This is a genomic window from Parapedobacter indicus (assembly GCF_900113765.1).
Lineage (GTDB): Bacteria > Bacteroidota > Bacteroidia > Sphingobacteriales > Sphingobacteriaceae > Parapedobacter > Parapedobacter indicus.
Genome location: NZ_FOQO01000008.1, coordinates 71,548 through 85,586, shown reverse-complemented (window position 1 = coordinate 85,586; position 14,039 = coordinate 71,548). Strand labels below are relative to the sequence as shown.

The following is a 14,039-nucleotide window of genomic DNA, read 5'->3' as shown; positions in this document are numbered from 1 at the left end:
AGAAGAACAAGGAAAAGGTAAGCAACTGGTAAAATTGTGGTAAATAAATAGTAGGCGCAGTAGGCAGTTAGTTACCACAACTACAAGAAGCCACCGTTGTTGCTCAAGATGGCCCGGATAGGGTAAAAATTAACCTTTTGTATGGAGAGCGATCGCGTTATGCAGAAAACGACGACCCGCATCCGCAGGTGCTGCTGGCATTGGGATTGTTGAAGGTAAAACCACGGGCGTCGAGGCCGCTTTTGAAGTCGATCTCCATACCTGCAAGGTACAGCCCATGTGCCTTGTTCATGAATACCCGAATTCCGTCGATATCGTATTCAGAATCGCCTTCCTTTTTCTGGTCAAAACCCAGTATATAATTCATGCCGGCACATCCACCTCCTTCTACGCCTACCCGCAGTCCGAAATCATCCGATATTTCCTGTTGTTCTTTCAGTTTTTTGAGCTCGCTGACGGCGCCGGATGTCAACGTCAGCGGTGCCGAAGGTGAAAGCGTTGCTGTACTCATCTTGTTATGATTTTAATTCTAACACGCAAAAATACATAATTTTACCCACTTTTGCAGATAAGCAGGGAATTTTACGTTTTATAAACAAACCGAAGCGAATGGATATCACAGCGTTTTCAATAGATCTCATCAAATATGTGTTAGCAGGATGCATCGTAGCGAGTTTAGCTAACTGGATGTATTGGACAAAATATAACACGTATGCCTTCAAACTCAAGATACTGGAAAAAAAACATGCTTCCAATAAGGATATCCTACCGCTGCGGTTGCAGGCCTATGAACGGCTTATCCTGTTTGTCGAACGAATTAATCCGGCTAGCCTATTGGTGCGCCTGCTCGAGCAGGACTTAAGCGCTGCGGATTTTGAACAACGCCTCGTTAACGATATACGCGCGGAGTATCAGCATAATGTTACACAGCAATTGTATGTGAGTGATGCGGCGTGGTCGGTTACGAAGCAATTAAAAGACAACACGGTTGCCCTCATCCGAAATGCGGGGATGGGTTTACAAGCATCAGCCAGTGCGAAAGAGCTAAGTACAATGTTACTGAGACATATCGCGGCGTTGGATGAAAATCCGTATGAACTGGCACTTAAAACTATCAAAAGTGAATTGATGGGTTGAATATTACGGGCAAGTTTATATCTTTGCGCAACTTTTTAACATTCAATTCTTTGTATCATAATGAGAAGGGACGAAACCATATTTAATTTAATCAATGAGGAGCTCAAGCGTCAGGAGGAAGGTATCGAACTCATTGCATCGGAAAACTTCGTAAGCAAGCAGGTAATGGAGGCGGCGGGGTCAGTACTGACCAACAAATATGCCGAGGGCCTACCGGGAAAACGGTACTATGGCGGTTGCGAAGTAGTAGATGAGGTCGAAACTATTGCGATCGAGCGTGCGAAAAAGCTTTTCAATGCGGAGTGGGTGAATGTGCAGCCGCATTCCGGTGCACAGGCCAACGCAGCCGTTTTTTTGGCACTGTTGCAACCCGGTGATAAGATATTGGGTTTTGACCTCTCACACGGGGGGCACCTTACGCACGGCTCTCCGGTTAACTTTTCGGGAAAACTTTATCAACCGTTGTTCTACGGTGTAGATAAAGAAACGGGTTTGATAGACTACAACCAACTCGAGGAAATCGCGTTACAGGAAAAGCCAAAGGTCATTATCTGTGGAGCGTCGGCTTATTCCCGTGATTGGGACTATGCGTTTATTCGCAAAGTGGCCGATGAAATCGGGGCTTTGGTGGTCGCTGATATTTCCCATCCGGCAGGTCTCATTGCACGTGGGTTACTGAGCGATCCACTGCCACATTGCCATGTGGTTACAACCACTACTCATAAAACGCTACGTGGTCCGCGGGGCGGCCTCATTATGGTGGGTAAAGATTTTGAAAACCCTTGGGGTATCAAAACTCCGAAGGGCGAAATCCGCAGCATCACTTCGCTGCTGGATTTGGCTGTATTTCCAGGCACGCAAGGTGGTCCATTGGAACATATTATTGCGGCTAAAGCTATTGCATTTGGCGAAGCGCTGAGCGAGGATTATATGGAGTACATCGTACAAGTGAAAAAGAATGCAGCGGTATTAGCGCAGGCATTTGTAGGGAAAGATTATCATATTATCTCGGGCGGTACCGAGAATCATTTGATGCTGATTGACCTTCGGAACAAAGGAATCAGTGGCAAGGCAGCTGAGGCTGCGCTTGGCAAAGCAGGAATCACGATCAATAAGAATATGGTGCCGTTTGACGATCGATCGCCGTTTGTTACTTCCGGCATCCGCTTGGGTACAGCTGCTATTACGACACGGGGCCTGAAAGAAGCGCAGATGCTGGAAATTGCCGAGATGATCGACGTAGCACTGATTAAGCACGACGACGATGCGGCACTCGACAAAATTCATAATAAAGTGAAAGCGTTGATGGCCGAATATCCCTTGTACGCTTAATTCCCGAACAACGAATATCGAAAAGGGCTCCTGCATCCGTTCGGAGCCCTTTTTTAATGATTTGAACAGTGAGTTGATTCCTCAAGCAAAGAGGTAGGAGTGGCGGTAAAATTGGAATATCCGTATTTTCGCAAGCGTTAAATTCAAACAAAAGCTTTGATTTTCTGAAAATTTTGTGTTGTTTTGAAAAACTAACATAGGAGAGCTGCTATAGGAGATACGACTACAAGAAAAGGATTACTTATTTGTTGAAAATAGTAAAAGTGAACGTAGCGTATTATGAAGCTTGAACAAAGAACCGACCAAGAGCTCATTCGTCTTTATGTTGCTGGTGATGAGTCAGGTCTAGCTGTTTTAATTGACCGATATAAATCAAAGATATATACATCCATTTATTTGCTGGTGAAAGATGAGTACCTAGCGGAAGACATCTTTCAGGATGCCTTTATCAAAGTCATCAATACCCTCAGAAACGGTCGTTATAACGAGGAAGGTAAATTTTTACCATGGGTGATGCGCATTGCACATAACTTGGTTATCGACTACTACCGAAAAGAACGACGCACACCCGTTGTAGTAAATAGCGAGGGCTTCGACATCTTTGACGTACTCCACTTTACCGATGAAAGTGCGGAAACACGTATGATTCGTGAGCAGACCCATAAGGACCTGCGGAGAATGATTCAACTTCTGCCAGACGACCAGAAAGAAGTGCTGATTATGCGCCACTACGGCGAAATGAGTTTTAAGGAAATTGCCGATGTTACCGAAGTCAGTATCAACACGGCATTGGGTAGAATGCGTTACGCGCTCAATAACCTTCGCAAAATGATGTATGGTAAAGAGCTTGCATTAAAAATTGGATAAACAAGTCACGCAAACAGATTTCCCTGAGTGAATCGGGGTAATATGCCAAGAAAGTTGAACTTGTGTACCACCGAATACGGAGAGGTGCCCTTTTTCCGCTTAAGCAGAATCATGCTTTTGGCCTGGAAACTATCGTGATATCTGGTTCGGTTCCAGACGGGCCATATTGCCTCGGTTTGGGAAGGTGTAAGATTACGGGCAATCGTTACATGCGGCTTTGAAACGAAATACGGTGTAAACCCCTTTGTGTTCAGCAGGGGGCGGAGTTCATTGCGATGTAAAGACATTTGTTCAAATATATCACCGGCCGATTTGACATCGACGAACAACGTGTGACCAAAACTACCGAAACCTTGTAGTTCTACGTTAAATGGCTTTATCGCGGCCGCTAGCTGCTGAAGCTGTCTGATGATCTGCTTTTCGTAGGTGTCATATTGTACAAATCTCATCAGGGTGATATGGCCCTTGGAAACAATGGCGTTGGGGTAACGGTGACTTCTTTTAAAATACTCTTTAAATGCACGTATTTGTTTTTGCACGGCGGCCACGGGTTCAATAATCAATAGATACTCATACAAATGAAATCCGGGGTTTTGAAATAAAACACTCATAATCTAATTTTTTTAGTAAAAATAACAAACGATTCGGAGTTATCCAACTATTCGGTTTGTTTTTACTAAAAAAATTATTAATCGGTACCCTGTCTGCTAGGCTTGTTACAAAGTTTTTCTGAGCAGAATAGTGCTGTCTGACAGCTGAAATAGATTGAAACCCATTTTTTCGGCAAACCGGCGTGCGTTATGGTTTGTAGACGGCGTACGGCAGCGCAGCGTCTTTATTGCATAAGTGGTTTTGGCAAATGCTGCTACGAGGCTGAAGGCTGCGGCCATTATTCCGTTTCCCCAATATGTAGGGGCAAGGGATCCGCCAAATTCGATTTCGTGGGTTTCACGATCCCAGTGGTGCAATGCGCAGTCCCCAATGACCGCAGTGGGATAATCGGCCAAGCGGATTGTCCACAGCATCTCGCACATTGAAACAATACGCTTTGCGAAGCATTCTGCTGTTTCATCGGGCGATATGGGAGGCGCTGAAAAGTAATTATGGTTGACGATTTTAGTGATTTCTCCATATAACTTGTGATAAGCCTGATTATCGGCATAGGTTAACACCTTCAATAACACTCCGCCGTCCGACAATTCAGGCGATTCATCAATTTGAGTTGTGTATGCTGGCATAGGCCGATGTATCGTCCGTTCAAAGAAAAACATATCAATTTACTTTTTAGCGGATGTGGCCTTAACCATTGCCTTCTCTATATTTTCTTCCGCGCGTTTTTTGATAAGCCTGATTATCAACGCTTCAGGAAACGGTTCGTCCCAGGGAAACTGTATAGCGCCTTTCGTCTGTTTATAGTCAGATAGATCTTTCTTAAATGTCTCTTTGATCATTGCACTGGCGGGATAGAGCGCCCAATGGTTTTTCCAGGCTGCGAAATAAATGAGTATTCCATTATACTTATATGTAGGCATTTGGTAACTGATCAGCTCGTGGGCTTCGGGTACAGTCCGTTTTATGACAGTCCGCAAACGTTCCATCAGTGCTTTTTTTCGATTGTCCGTAATGGTTGCTACGTATTCATCGACCGTGCCGAAGTTGCTTGCCTGGATATTTTCCATGATACAAACATAGTTGTTAAATCAGTAACCAGGCATGGGAATACATGACAATCTAGGGGGGAGGATGCGACAATGGTTCGTATCCCGAACGCCGAAGGTGGTCCCTATTGACCTACCCGATCCCTTGAAGCTAAGGAAATCGACTAATCAATTAGTCCGTGCTCCACCGCGAAGCAGATCAGCGTTGCCGACGCCCTATTTCGTAATCATATTTTTGCGGTGCATAACGACCATCGAACAGCTGAGGAATATCTTTTCAGCTATCTGGTTGTTGGTCAGTCCCTCGGCGATATACAGGAGCACCTCTTCTTATCACTCACCGGATGAAATGCCATTGGACACATTCATTGAAATAAGTGAAAATATATTTGGAAAATAGCTGAAAATCAATCGATATTAGTGGCACTATTGTCATAGGCCTTAGCCGCTCCGTGGTGACTAAACGACCGAAACATAAACAGATAAATTATAGAGCCAAGACCATGAAAAAAGTAATTATCATCGTCGTGATTTTGATCACGGCCGTTGCCGTTGCCGTCGGTTACCTCAAATTCGCATTGCCTGATGTAGGTGCAGCGCCGGAAATGAAAGTCGAGCTGACCCCCGAACGTATCCGCCGCGGCGAATACCTCGCTAATCATGTCGCGGCTTGCATGGATTGCCATTCCACACGCGATTGGAGCCGGTTTTCCGGACCACTGCAAGCCGGAACATTAGGGAAAGGCGGAGAGTATTTTGGGCCCGAAATGGGTTTCCCGGGCAAATTTTACAGCAGGAACCTGACTCCGGCTAACCTGGGAGATTGGACGGATGGCGAAATTTTCCGCGCTATTACCAGCGGGGTGGATAAAATTGGTAGAGCATTATTTCCCGTCATGCCTTATCCATCTTACGCCCGAATGGATCAGGAAGATGTATTAGACATTATCGCCTATATCCGTTCATTGTCGCCGATCGAGAACAAAACGCCCGAACCGGAGCCTGCATTCCCAATGAATTTTTTGATTAATACACTACCTGTCAAACCCGTATTTACACAAAAGCCGACTAAGGAAAACCCGGTAGCTTACGGTCAGTATTTGGTTTCGGTGGCATCGTGCGTGGATTGCCATTCACCGGTGGATAAAGGGCAGGTGATTATGGAAAAAGCGTTTTCCGGCGGAAGGGAGTTCGGAATGCCGAGCGGTGTGGTACGCTCAGCAAATATTACACCGGATGAAACCACCGGTATCGGGGCATGGACGGAGCAGCAATTTGTGGCTAAGTTTAAGGAATATTCAAACCCAGACCGTATGCCTGCGGTGAGACCTACCGACTACAACACACTGATGCCGTGGAGTATGTATGCTGGAATGGATACCGCCGATCTGAGGGCTATTTATGCGTACTTGAAGTCGCTGCCGCCCATTCAGCACCAGGTGGCGAAATACTCTCCGAATAAGTAATCGGGCATCTGACGAATGGTGTTATTAAAAGAGGCATCTCCGGAAGGAATGCCTCTTTTACCTTCTGTAGGCCGGTGATTACTGAATTGAACACTTGGGTGATACCGTTTTACACGATGCAGCGTATTATCGGTATGGTACATTTGAACTTGGTCAGGCCTCGAATTTGTTTTTAGGAAAACCATGTTTTTTCGGGGAAATATGCTGTAGGAGTATTGGTTAGCTTTTTGGGATTTTCAATTAATGTAGCAAATGGTTCTTGTTTTTCGTATTAGGTTTATAAGAACCAAAATTGAAATTATGAAAAAGTTGCTGGGTATAGTTGTTGCTTGTTTGGTCCTTTCTTGTGAAAAGGCGGAAGATATAAATCCTTATAAAGGTGTCAGCCTGGGATTTCAGGTATTCGTTGGTGATGAGCAGGGCAGAGATCTATTGGATGGAAAGAATTCCCATCTTACAAATTACATAGATAAGTCAGAAATAACCATTGAAAACCTAAGCAAAACCACTGCCGAAACAAGTGGACTTCACGATGCGGATTTTCTTTCATCGAATTATCCTTCTTGGCGACATATCCTACTGCTTCCTCCTGATGAAGGTCATACAAGACATCGATTATTTTTTTATTTTCCAGCTAATGCTGACGTTGGTGAGCTCGTCATTACATTGAAAGAACAGCTCGATCCGATCAAGTTTGCGGGAAAGATCGTCAGGAACCCCGGAACGATCTACTGTACGGAATTAAAAATGAACGGTAAAGTGGTGTGGAACTCGGTAAACGATAGACAGAAAGAAATAGGAGCAAACGTGGTTTTGCATTGATCTGCGACTTTGACAAAAAGATCAACCATTTCTTGCACTTCGTAATATGCGAAAACCAAGTTGAAAACATTCCGGGCCCCAAGTTATTTCTCCAACTGATATTTTGGATTTTGGCATTACGGCCGATGAATTTGATAATTAATACGAAAGCTTTAACAAAGGATCCATTTCCTCTGACGTGAAGAGATTAACGCCAATATTTGCTAATTCCTCTCGCCCCGTATTGTACAGCCCCGAAATAGTGCCTTCAACAACCCCAATTCTAAAATCACGTTCGCTGGCCTCATAAATTGACGTTCTCGGGCAATTTGGAAAATTACATCCCGCGACAATGACGGAATCAATTCCTTTTTTCCTTAAAAAATCTTCGAGAGGCGTTTGGTAGAAAGCGCCCCACCTGGGTTTGTAAAGAACGTAGTCATGTTTCCCGATATTCAGCACTTCCCCCGTAAGCAATCGATAATGATCCGGTAGCACCGGGTCGCTGGGCAATAGTTCCGAAATAATATTCGCACCATCCGAATCGACAGTGGCAATCCGTTTACCTGACTCGATCAATATACGTCTACAGTTATCCACATTACTACCATCCGGTTTATATAATCTGATTACATGTATTATTGGAAGTTTATAATATCTGAAACGGTCTGCGAGACATATTAATTCTGGTAAAATAGCTTCAGTGCCCTCAATGGGACTTGCTCCCATCGGGGAGACAAAATCATACTGCATATCGATAACAACTAAAGCTGATTTTTTCCAATTTATTGATACATAGTCCATCTCAAATGTGCTTATCCTGTTTTCTGACAAAATTAATATAATCCATATTAAGGTTCCAGCCCGTTTTCTCATTCCCGTAACTTTTTATACCTTTTGATGCTTTCCATGATTAAAGATTGTTAGGAGTTAAAGGATTCAGCTTTGTTTGTTTATGTCACCACTTGGCAACAAACTGATATTTAGATTTGAAATGTAAAATAAATAAGTGTATTTGATTAACTCAGTTTTTGAGTTATCATAAGTAGTTCAGTTATTAATAATAATATTATTTGAAATTAATATTATCAATCCTGTGACGGTGCAGATAGAATACCATGCCCAATTGGTAATGACGAGATGGAACCAGGGAACTGGATATAACAATTTAGCGCCAAATTTTATTTGTACAGGTTCAGGTGCTCCAAGCAACGGACGGGCATGGGCGGGTTGCGTCGCAACCGCTATCGGACAAATCGCCGCCTACCACCAGCACCCATCAAGTTACAATTGGGCAAGCATGCCCAATCTTACGGGGTCCGCAGAAACATCTCGGTTACTTCGTGACATCGGTGATGCCGTAGAGATGGATTGGGGTTGCGATGGTTCAGGGACAAATGGCGGCACCAAAACGGTTCTGGGATTCAATATGTTGGGCTATACCATGTCAAAAAGGGAATTTGAGGCATTTACATCGACCGACCCGACGGATTATTTTATGACCGAAATCAGAAAATAACAGGCCGTTCCTTATATCCGGAGGAAGGCAGGGTAATTTCCTTATCTTTAACTATTACAAAAATGGCCACGAGTGGGTATGCGATGGATTCGATCGTTATAAATACAGCTATACCGAAGTAATACAGGTAGATTTCGATACCTGGATTTATAATGATGTGGTTACCTACCCGACATATTTCCACATGAACTGGGGTGGGGTGGCCAACATGACGGATGGTTCCGGATAGGTGAGTTTGCGCCAACTGTGGAGAACTATAGGGACACATACCGTGATGATTTTCCCGGTACATACAACTACAAAAACAGCATGTATTATAACATTAATCCCATTTGATTGTCTTAAAATTGTTTAAAATATAGTGTTATGAAACTTTCGATAATCATATCTGTGGCCATGCTGTTGGTATCGTGTCAGAAATGTGTCAGAAATCCGAGCAACCCGAATCTGTACATATTTCCACCGATGTTGTTTTCGCTGTAAGGGACGCAGATGGCAACGACCTTTTGGACCCTGATACACCGGGGTCGTTTGACGAGGACGACATAGATGTACTCTATTTCGAGAACGGCGAATATAAGCCCGTATATGAAAGTCACTTGGACTACCCCCGAAAGTTTTATGATCATAAATGAAAAAGGGGACGATTTCGCCCGCATAAAGGTGTTTGTGGACATCAATCATACAGATCGAGATGGTGTGTCAACCACTTTGGTCGCTTTCGGGAACAACGAACCGGATACGATTCAGGCGGAAATAGTAAGAAGCAAAAATGGCTCTATTACCGCTGGAAAGGTTTGGTTGAACGGGATTGAAATCGCAGACCGGTCTGAACCTACGGTCATTATAAAATAATAACTGGCCGGGCCAAACGGTATTATTCTTATTACAAAGGCCACTGTGAAGGGTACGAAAACAAGTCATACAAGTGAGAAGACCAATAATCCAACCGGTCTTCTCCTTAAAATTTAGAATAGACTACCAATAGACGCTCTGGAACGCGTTATCATAGTCCCCACCGATATCAAAGGACTGAGACTTGCAGTCAAAGACGGTGCCATTGAAGATTCGGGAAGGATCGTCCACCAGTTTTGAAATGCTAGGACAGCAGTTGCAATCAAAATTACTCTTTTCATATTGTAAGTAAATTCAAATCTTCAGTCCCGAAAATTTCGGTTATTCAAATTTTAAATATCTCAGTTCGATCCAAGTATTAGCAGCATCGGTTTCGTCAGGTCTTATTCCGTCTGAAAACACTACAACACGGCACTGAATGTTATATTTCTTGATTCCCCAACCTCCATTTCGAAATCGGATGGCATGTTGCAGACAACCATCTGCAAACGACCGGCCGACCGAATGAGAAACGCATGTTCAGCGTTGGGAGGAAGTGCAGACGGGGGAATATCCATAATATTATTCGTATAAATTAGCGAGCCTGTTAACCTGGTAACTGTCTCGACATCGGAATCCGAAAAATCACAGGTTTGGGAGAACGGCAAATCGGAATCGCTTTCTTGCTTCTTGCATGAAAGTAAACCCCATAATACCAGAAGCATTGTGTATTTAACTGTCTTGGGATTCATAATGTTTATGTTTTAATTGTTAATACATGAATTCTTCTTGGGATTTTGAACAATTCAATGATTTATCAGTTACCTGGTAGGACGTAGCCACCCTGTTTAATGTTACAAAACCAATCTTGGTAGCTGGTCTAAAACATAACAAGGATGTATTTTTTTGAACCACATTGAATGAGTTACATCTTCCAACATTAAATGTCGAAATATAGTTCTGATTGGGTCGTATACATAATTCTTCATTTCGTTGCATTTTATAAATTATTCCCATTTCTGAATATACTTTCGCAGCCACATTAGATAAATAGATGTGAAACATATTAGATGCGAAAAATTTTAATATGAAGGAACGGGTTCAGCCAATCAACCATATGAAAAAAATTAATTTGCTATTGTTTCCACTGTTATGTTTGTTTTCTTGTTTAAATTATGTCATCGCGCAGGAAGGGCGATCCGGATATTTCAATAATACAAAAGTTGGATTTATTGACGTGTTATCGGCCGATTACGGTGGTGCCTTTCTAATGCGTGGGCATTCGGCATAAAAAATTGTTTATGTCGAATTTTATGTATATTTTCGACATGAAATAGATTTAATGTTGAATGGCACGACATGAATATTCCGTTATGTCGAATTGAACCCAAATAATCACCCTCAATGAGTTTTAACAGGACAATACCTTTTAACGAGCTACCGGATTTACCCCCATCGGGGGTTGATTTGGAAACACCGGTCATTTTGAAACAGGTTGCCAAGGCTTCGCGATACCTAGGCGAATTGAAGGGACTATGCCAGAGCCTTCCCGATCCGCAATTATTGATAAATACACTGATTTTACAGGAAAGCAAGGACAGTTCCGCAATCGAGAACATAGTGACGACGCAGGATGAACTCTATAAGGCAACATTGGAGGGGGACAAAGTCGAAAACCACGCAGCAAAGGAAGTCCTGAGTTATAGGGAAGCGCTTTATGCCGGTATTGGGCTGATGAAAGAACGGCATGGCCTGATCACGACCAAAACAATGATTGAAATTGTCCGGACCATCAAACGCAATGATGCCGGTATCCGGAAAATCCCCGGCACCGCACTGAAAAATGCCATCAATGGCGAAGTCATATACACACCACCTACGGGTGAAGACGTAATCCGTGGAAAACTGGACGCACTTGAACATTTCATCAATGGTGATACCGCCTGGGAAACCGATCCGCTGATCAAGCTCGCGGTATTGCACTACCAATTCGAAGCGATACACCCCTTTGCCGATGGCAACGGCAGGACAGGAAGGATATTGAATGCCTTGTATCTTGTGCAACAAGGTTTATTGGACTATCCGGTACTTTACCTGAGTTCCTATATCGTCCGTTACAAAAATGAATATTACCAGTTATTGAGGGAAATAACTGAAGCGGGGAACTGGGAAAACTGGGTTATGTACATGCTTACGGCCATATCCGAAACAGCCCAACTGACCGTCTCTAAGATAAAGGAGATGCTCGGATTGCGGGAAGCGTTGGAAAAATCCATGAAGGAGGTACTCGGCGCGTCCTATAAACATGAATTGCTGCAACTTCTTTTCACCCTGCCCTATGTCAAGATTGAAATACTGGAACGTAACCGGATAGCACATCGGCAAACCGCATCGGTCTGGCTTTCCAGACTGGTCGAAAGCGATATATTAAGGACGCAGAAAATAGGTCGGACTACTTATTACATCAATTATCGATTGCTTTCCATCTTAAGCTAAAGGATCGCTTTCCGATAGACACTACGGCATTTAGCCGTACACGGCTTATCAATAATCCGATAAAGATAGTCCGGCAGAATCCGCTATCGGTTCTGAAACTGACATTCAATAACATCCTGGAAGCCCTAATTCCGGCACCAAGTTCGGCCATTGGCTCGGGGCATGCCAAAAAATTCCGGCATAAACACAAGCCAACCCAACCAGCCTTCTTTCGCCGGATGTCCATGCGGATGTTGCTCCGCCTGCTCGATTTGCTGGATTTCGCCTTTCTTTTCGGCAATCTGTCCCGCAAACGCCTGCTCTTCGTGTTCGAAGAAGGGGTCGAAACCGTTTTCGAGCATGCTTTTGAGTTCTTTCAGCATGGCCTTCAGCAGCGCTTCTCGTTCCCGCAAGTCATGGATCCGGTTTACGCCTCCGGAGATTTCGAAAACCTTGTGGGTCTTGCCGTTGGGGGAGGGGTGGTTTTCCGGCCACAAGAAGGGCAGTTTGATGAACCAGCCCCGTTTGGCCCGGACGATCTTAGGCTCCTTATATTTCCTTGTCGCCGTGGCCATATTTTTCAGCATTGTTCCCAGACTTCCCGAAAACCCGGTGGGAGTTTTGGTGGGAGTTTCATTCCCTGGAAAAGAAAACCCCCTCTAATCATCTTAGAGGAGGTTTCTGAGGCGGTCCGGACGGGACTCGAACCCGCGACCCCATGCGTGACAGGCATGTATTCTAACCAGCTGAACTACCGAACCTGCTTCCCTTTCGGGACTGCAAATATAGCGTGTTTTCGCTATTTGCAAATAAAAATTTTAAAATATTTATAATGTTGCGCCTTCCTTCATTTTTTCGGCATTTTCCGCGAATTGGAGTGCATCGATAATCCCCTGAATATCACCATCCATAATGGCTGGAAGGTTGTACATCGTTAATCCGATGCGGTGTTCGGTCACCCGTCCCTGTGGATAATTATAGGTGCGTATCTTGGCAGAACGGTCGCCCGTGGAGACCATTGTCTTCCGTTTGGCGGCAATATCTCCATGTTTTTTCTGCACTTCCAGTTCATACAGCTTTGACCGCAGCATTTCCATGGCGAGTTCGCGATTGGCCAGTTGCGAACGCTCTACCTGGCAAACGACTACAATTCCGGTGGGTTTGTGGGTAAGTTGCACTTTGGTCTCCACCTTATTTACATTCTGGCCGCCTGCCCCACCCGAGCGGGAGGTTTGCATTTCGATGTCCGCAGGGTTTATTTCTACATCGACCTCTTCAGCTTCCGGAAGTACGGCCACGGATGCCGCCGATGTATGCACGCGGCCTTGTGTCTCGGTGTCGGGGACACGTTGCACGCGGTGTACACCCGATTCGTATTTCAACTGGCCATATACGTCTTCTCCGGTCACTTTCAAAATAACTTCTTTGTAGCCCCCTGCAGTGCCCTCTGTCACATCCATTACTTCAGCGCGCCATGCCTTTTGCTCAAAGTAACGTGTATACATCCGATAGAGGTCACCAGCAAATAAGGCCGCCTCGTCACCACCTGTGCCGCCCCGAATCTCCAATATGGCGTTTTTGGAATCTTCTGGGTCTTTCGGAATGAGCATTAACCGGATTTCCTCTTCTTTGGCTTCCTTTTGTTCCAGGAGGATATCCAGCTCCTCTTTGGCCATTTCACGCAATTCCTGGTCCTTTTCGTTGGCTAGGATCCCTTTGTTGGTTTCCATGTTGCTGACCATATTTTTGTAAATATGGTATTGGTCTACGATCTTGCCGAGATCTTTGTATTCTTTGTTGAGCTGGGCAAATCGTTTCATATCATTGATGGCTTCAGGGCTGCTTAATTCGCGTTCCACCTCTTCCCACCGGTCTTTTATGGCTTTTAATTTTTCTAGCATAACTTGTTACCTGTGCACAAAAATACGCTTTTTTACCGGTTTTTTTGGA

At 44.3% G+C, this 14,039-nt stretch carries 18 protein-coding genes and 1 tRNA gene; 9 read left to right on the top strand and 10 right to left on the bottom strand.

All coding sequences use genetic code 11. From position 1 onward, the window contains the following. Nucleotides 1–157 precede the first annotated feature (157 nt). Entirely contained in the window at nucleotides 158–511 is a 354-nt protein-coding gene (locus BMZ56_RS16460) for a HesB/IscA family protein (protein ID WP_090628566.1), read from the bottom strand. Nucleotides 512–609: 98 nt separating this feature from the next. On the opposite strand from BMZ56_RS16460, the gene BMZ56_RS16455 reads away from it, so the two are divergent. From BMZ56_RS16455 to BMZ56_RS16445, 3 genes are all read left to right on the top strand, one after another. Continuing rightward, the gene (locus tag BMZ56_RS16455; protein WP_090628564.1) at nucleotides 610–1,137 is read left to right on the top strand and encodes a DUF7935 family protein; all 528 of its coding nucleotides are present in this window, start codon (nucleotides 610–612) and stop codon (nucleotides 1,135–1,137) included. A 60-nt stretch (nucleotides 1,138–1,197) separates the two neighbouring features. Further along, complete coding sequence (glyA, locus tag BMZ56_RS16450) at nucleotides 1,198–2,469, top strand: serine hydroxymethyltransferase (RefSeq protein ID WP_090628563.1); 1,272 nt, start codon at nucleotides 1,198–1,200, stop codon at nucleotides 2,467–2,469. A 279-nt stretch (nucleotides 2,470–2,748) separates the two neighbouring features. Then, nucleotides 2,749–3,336 (top strand): RNA polymerase sigma factor, encoded by a 588-nt coding sequence (locus BMZ56_RS16445; protein WP_090628561.1) that lies wholly within the window; start codon nucleotides 2,749–2,751, stop codon nucleotides 3,334–3,336. Between the two features lie 5 nt (nucleotides 3,337–3,341). Here the strand turns inward: BMZ56_RS16445 and BMZ56_RS16440 are convergent, their stop codons facing one another. The 4 genes from BMZ56_RS16440 to BMZ56_RS16425 form a co-directional block, all read right to left on the bottom strand. After that, nucleotides 3,342–3,947, bottom strand: coding sequence for a 2'-5' RNA ligase family protein (locus tag BMZ56_RS16440; RefSeq protein WP_090628559.1), 606 nt, complete (start codon nucleotides 3,945–3,947; stop codon nucleotides 3,342–3,344). A gap of 105 nt (nucleotides 3,948–4,052) precedes the next feature. Further along, nucleotides 4,053–4,574, bottom strand: coding sequence for a GNAT family N-acetyltransferase (locus tag BMZ56_RS16435; protein WP_177195178.1), 522 nt, complete (start codon nucleotides 4,572–4,574; stop codon nucleotides 4,053–4,055). Between the two features lie 39 nt (nucleotides 4,575–4,613). Then, complete coding sequence (locus BMZ56_RS16430; RefSeq protein ID WP_090628556.1) at nucleotides 4,614–5,015, bottom strand: iron chaperone; 402 nt, start codon at nucleotides 5,013–5,015, stop codon at nucleotides 4,614–4,616. Between the two features lie 195 nt (nucleotides 5,016–5,210). Next, nucleotides 5,211–5,318 (bottom strand): LuxR C-terminal-related transcriptional regulator, encoded by a 108-nt coding sequence (locus BMZ56_RS16425; RefSeq protein ID WP_218146595.1) that lies wholly within the window; start codon nucleotides 5,316–5,318, stop codon nucleotides 5,211–5,213. 179 nt (nucleotides 5,319–5,497) lie between these two features. On the opposite strand from BMZ56_RS16425, the gene BMZ56_RS16420 reads away from it, so the two are divergent. Both BMZ56_RS16420 and BMZ56_RS16415 read left to right on the top strand, forming a co-directional pair. Further along, a complete protein-coding gene (locus BMZ56_RS16420) occupies nucleotides 5,498–6,460 on the top strand; it encodes a c-type cytochrome (protein ID WP_090628555.1) in 963 nt (320 codons plus the stop codon). A 300-nt stretch (nucleotides 6,461–6,760) separates the two neighbouring features. After that, complete coding sequence (locus tag BMZ56_RS16415) at nucleotides 6,761–7,282, top strand: hypothetical protein (RefSeq protein ID WP_090628554.1); 522 nt, start codon at nucleotides 6,761–6,763, stop codon at nucleotides 7,280–7,282. 138 nt (nucleotides 7,283–7,420) lie between these two features. On the opposite strand, the gene BMZ56_RS16410 is transcribed toward BMZ56_RS16415, so the two are convergent. Continuing rightward, entirely contained in the window at nucleotides 7,421–8,137 is a 717-nt protein-coding gene (locus tag BMZ56_RS16410) for a cysteine hydrolase family protein (protein WP_218146594.1), read from the bottom strand. Nucleotides 8,138–8,357: 220 nt separating this feature from the next. Here BMZ56_RS16410 and BMZ56_RS16405 point away from each other — a divergent pair, with 220 nt between their 5' ends. Further along, on the top strand, nucleotides 8,358–8,780 hold the full coding sequence (locus BMZ56_RS16405; protein WP_090628551.1) for a C10 family peptidase: 423 nt from the start codon (nucleotides 8,358–8,360) through the stop codon (nucleotides 8,778–8,780). On the opposite strand, the gene BMZ56_RS26250 is transcribed toward BMZ56_RS16405, so the two are convergent. Then, nucleotides 8,770–9,048 carry a hypothetical protein gene (locus BMZ56_RS26250; RefSeq protein WP_245893268.1) on the bottom strand — a complete coding sequence of 93 codons (279 nt, stop codon included), beginning with the start codon at nucleotides 9,046–9,048 and terminating at the stop codon, nucleotides 8,770–8,772. The genes BMZ56_RS16405 and BMZ56_RS26250 overlap by 11 nt on opposite strands. A 151-nt stretch (nucleotides 9,049–9,199) precedes the next feature. On the opposite strand from BMZ56_RS26250, the gene BMZ56_RS16395 reads away from it, so the two are divergent. The 3 genes from BMZ56_RS16395 to BMZ56_RS16375 all read left to right on the top strand — a co-directional run bounded on the left by BMZ56_RS16395 (nucleotide 9,200) and on the right by BMZ56_RS16375 (nucleotide 12,110). Beyond that, complete coding sequence (locus tag BMZ56_RS16395) at nucleotides 9,200–9,415, top strand: hypothetical protein (RefSeq protein WP_090628549.1); 216 nt, start codon at nucleotides 9,200–9,202, stop codon at nucleotides 9,413–9,415. Beyond that, on the top strand, nucleotides 9,402–9,635 hold the full coding sequence (locus BMZ56_RS16390) for a hypothetical protein (protein ID WP_090628548.1): 234 nt from the start codon (nucleotides 9,402–9,404) through the stop codon (nucleotides 9,633–9,635). The genes BMZ56_RS16395 and BMZ56_RS16390 overlap by 14 nt, the downstream gene beginning before the upstream one ends. Nucleotides 9,636–11,018: 1,383 nt before the next feature. Further along, a complete protein-coding gene (locus tag BMZ56_RS16375; RefSeq protein WP_090628543.1) occupies nucleotides 11,019–12,110 on the top strand; it encodes a Fic family protein in 1,092 nt (363 codons plus the stop codon). 125 nt (nucleotides 12,111–12,235) lie between these two features. On the opposite strand, the gene BMZ56_RS16370 is transcribed toward BMZ56_RS16375, so the two are convergent. The 3 genes from BMZ56_RS16370 to prfA form a co-directional block, all read right to left on the bottom strand. Next, nucleotides 12,236–12,664: a hypothetical protein gene (locus BMZ56_RS16370; protein ID WP_143072951.1), complete on the bottom strand. Its 429-nt coding sequence runs from the start codon at nucleotides 12,662–12,664 to the stop codon at nucleotides 12,236–12,238. Between the two features lie 112 nt (nucleotides 12,665–12,776). Beyond that, nucleotides 12,777–12,850 (bottom strand) — tRNA-Asp (locus BMZ56_RS16365). 66 nt (nucleotides 12,851–12,916) lie between these two features. Continuing rightward, complete coding sequence (gene prfA, locus BMZ56_RS16360) at nucleotides 12,917–13,990, bottom strand: peptide chain release factor 1 (protein WP_090628540.1); 1,074 nt, start codon at nucleotides 13,988–13,990, stop codon at nucleotides 12,917–12,919. Between the last annotated feature and the right edge of the window lie 49 nt (nucleotides 13,991–14,039).

Excerpts from the sequence above, each read along its gene's own strand:
- BMZ56_RS16460 (WP_090628566.1), bottom strand. The coding sequence starts at position 511 with ATGAGTACAGCAACGCTTTCACCTTCGGCACCGCTGACGTTGACATCC.
- BMZ56_RS16455 (WP_090628564.1), top strand. The coding sequence starts at position 610 with ATGGATATCACAGCGTTTTCAATAGATCTCATCAAATATGTGTTAGCA.
- glyA (WP_090628563.1), top strand. The coding sequence starts at position 1,198 with ATGAGAAGGGACGAAACCATATTTAATTTAATCAATGAGGAGCTCAAG.
- BMZ56_RS16445 (WP_090628561.1), top strand. The coding sequence starts at position 2,749 with ATGAAGCTTGAACAAAGAACCGACCAAGAGCTCATTCGTCTTTATGTT.
- BMZ56_RS16440 (WP_090628559.1), bottom strand. The coding sequence starts at position 3,947 with ATGAGTGTTTTATTTCAAAACCCCGGATTTCATTTGTATGAGTATCTA.
- BMZ56_RS16435 (WP_177195178.1), bottom strand. The coding sequence starts at position 4,574 with ATGCCAGCATACACAACTCAAATTGATGAATCGCCTGAATTGTCGGAC.
- BMZ56_RS16430 (WP_090628556.1), bottom strand. The coding sequence starts at position 5,015 with ATGGAAAATATCCAGGCAAGCAACTTCGGCACGGTCGATGAATACGTA.
- BMZ56_RS16420 (WP_090628555.1), top strand. The coding sequence starts at position 5,498 with ATGAAAAAAGTAATTATCATCGTCGTGATTTTGATCACGGCCGTTGCC.
- BMZ56_RS16415 (WP_090628554.1), top strand. The coding sequence starts at position 6,761 with ATGAAAAAGTTGCTGGGTATAGTTGTTGCTTGTTTGGTCCTTTCTTGT.
- BMZ56_RS16410 (WP_218146594.1), bottom strand. The coding sequence starts at position 8,137 with ATGAGAAAACGGGCTGGAACCTTAATATGGATTATATTAATTTTGTCA.
- BMZ56_RS26250 (WP_245893268.1), bottom strand. The coding sequence starts at position 9,048 with ATGTGTCCCTATAGTTCTCCACAGTTGGCGCAAACTCACCTATCCGGA.
- BMZ56_RS16395 (WP_090628549.1), top strand. The coding sequence starts at position 9,200 with ATGTGTCAGAAATCCGAGCAACCCGAATCTGTACATATTTCCACCGAT.
- BMZ56_RS16390 (WP_090628548.1), top strand. The coding sequence starts at position 9,402 with ATGATCATAAATGAAAAAGGGGACGATTTCGCCCGCATAAAGGTGTTT.
- BMZ56_RS16375 (WP_090628543.1), top strand. The coding sequence starts at position 11,019 with ATGAGTTTTAACAGGACAATACCTTTTAACGAGCTACCGGATTTACCC.
- BMZ56_RS16370 (WP_143072951.1), bottom strand. The coding sequence starts at position 12,664 with ATGGCCACGGCGACAAGGAAATATAAGGAGCCTAAGATCGTCCGGGCC.
- prfA (WP_090628540.1), bottom strand. The coding sequence starts at position 13,990 with ATGCTAGAAAAATTAAAAGCCATAAAAGACCGGTGGGAAGAGGTGGAA.